At 66.8% G+C, this 1,379-nt stretch carries 2 protein-coding genes; both read left to right on the top strand.

The window, feature by feature from the left end:
* Positions 1–768 (top strand): carboxyltransferase domain-containing protein (locus PFH44_RS27640; RefSeq protein WP_283826848.1); only part of this gene is annotated, 768 nt, incomplete at its 5' end.
* A partial coding sequence (locus tag PFH44_RS27635; RefSeq protein WP_283826847.1) for an amidase family protein occupies positions 765–1,379 on the top strand: 615 nt, incomplete at its 3' end. The genes PFH44_RS27640 and PFH44_RS27635, both read left to right, overlap by 4 nt.

Here is a 1,379-nt window from a genome sequence, read left to right as displayed (position 1 = left end):
GTGATGGGGCTGGGGGATGTCTATCTCGGCGCGCCGGTGGCGACGCCCCTCGATCCGCGCCACCGGCTGGTGACCACCAAATACAACCCGGCGCGCACCTGGACGGCGGAAAACTCGGTCGGGATTGGCGGCGCCTATCTGTGCGTGTACGGCATGGAAGGCCCCGGCGGCTACCAGTTCGTCGGCCGCACCCTGCAGATGTGGAATCGCTATCACGAGGTGGCCGATTTTGCCGGCAAGCCGTGGCTGCTGCGCTTCTTCGACCAGCTGCGCTTCTATCCGGTCTCCGCCGAAGAGCTGCTGCAGATCCGCCGTGATTTTCCGCTTGGCCGCTATCCGCTGCGCATTGAGCACAGCACTCTGCGGCTGGCGGAGTATCAGCAGTTCCTTGCGCGCGAGGCCACGAGCATTGACGCCTTCCGCCAGCACCAGCAGCGCGCGTTTAACGAGGAGCGCGAGCGCTGGATAGCCAGCGGCCAGGCGCATTTCGAGAGCCAGGAGACGGCGGCCGAAGAGGGCGCAGACGCGCCGCTGCAGAGCGGGCAGCAGGGGGTAGAAAGCCCCGTTTCCGGCAACCTGTGGCAGGTGCAAACCGCGCCGGGCAGCCGGGTTCGCGCCGGGGACGTTTTGCTGGTGCTGGAGTCGATGAAAATGGAGATCCCGCTGCTGGCCCCCTGCGACGGGGTGATTGCCGAGGTTAACGTCCAGCCGGGGGCCTCGGTTCGCGCCGGGCAGCGGGTGGCGGTAATAATGGAGGAAAAGGTATGAATCAGCACAGTTTTGACTTACGCCTGAGCACCCTGGCGACGGGCTATCGCGACGGTCGGCTGACGCCCCGCGCGCTGATGGCGGAGCTGCGCCAGCGCGCCAGCGCGCTCAATCCAGAGTATCAGCTGTTTATTCATATTCTGACGGCAGAGGAGCAGGATCCCTGGCTGGCGGCGCTGGACGGCGTCTCGCCGGAGACCCTGCCGCTGTACGGCGTGCCGTTTGCCATTAAGGATAATATCGATCTCGCCGGGATCGTCACCACCGCCGGGTGTCCGGCGTTCGCCTATACCGCCGAGCGGGACGCGACGATTGTGGCTCAGCTGATTGCGCTGGGCGCGGTTCCGGTCGGTAAAACCAACCTCGACCAGTTTGCCACCGGCCTCAACGGTACGCGCTCGCCGTACGGGCGCTGCCGCAACGCCGTGCACCCGGCGTATCCGTCGGGCGGCTCGAGCGCCGGTTCGGCGCTGGCGGTGGCGCTCGGCGTCGCCAGCTTCGCGCTGGGTACGGATACCGCCGGCAGCGGGCGGGTTCCGGCGTCGCTAAACAACCTGGTCGGACTGAAGGCCAGCAAAGGGCTGATCTCTACCGCCGGCGTGGTGCCGGCC

It is taken from the genome of Klebsiella sp. Ech2A, from assembly GCF_030078455.1.
Classification (GTDB): domain Bacteria; phylum Pseudomonadota; class Gammaproteobacteria; order Enterobacterales; family Enterobacteriaceae; genus Klebsiella; species Klebsiella terrigena.
The sequence above is the reverse complement of the archived record's forward strand: the minus strand, read 5'-3'. Positions and strand labels throughout refer to the sequence as shown.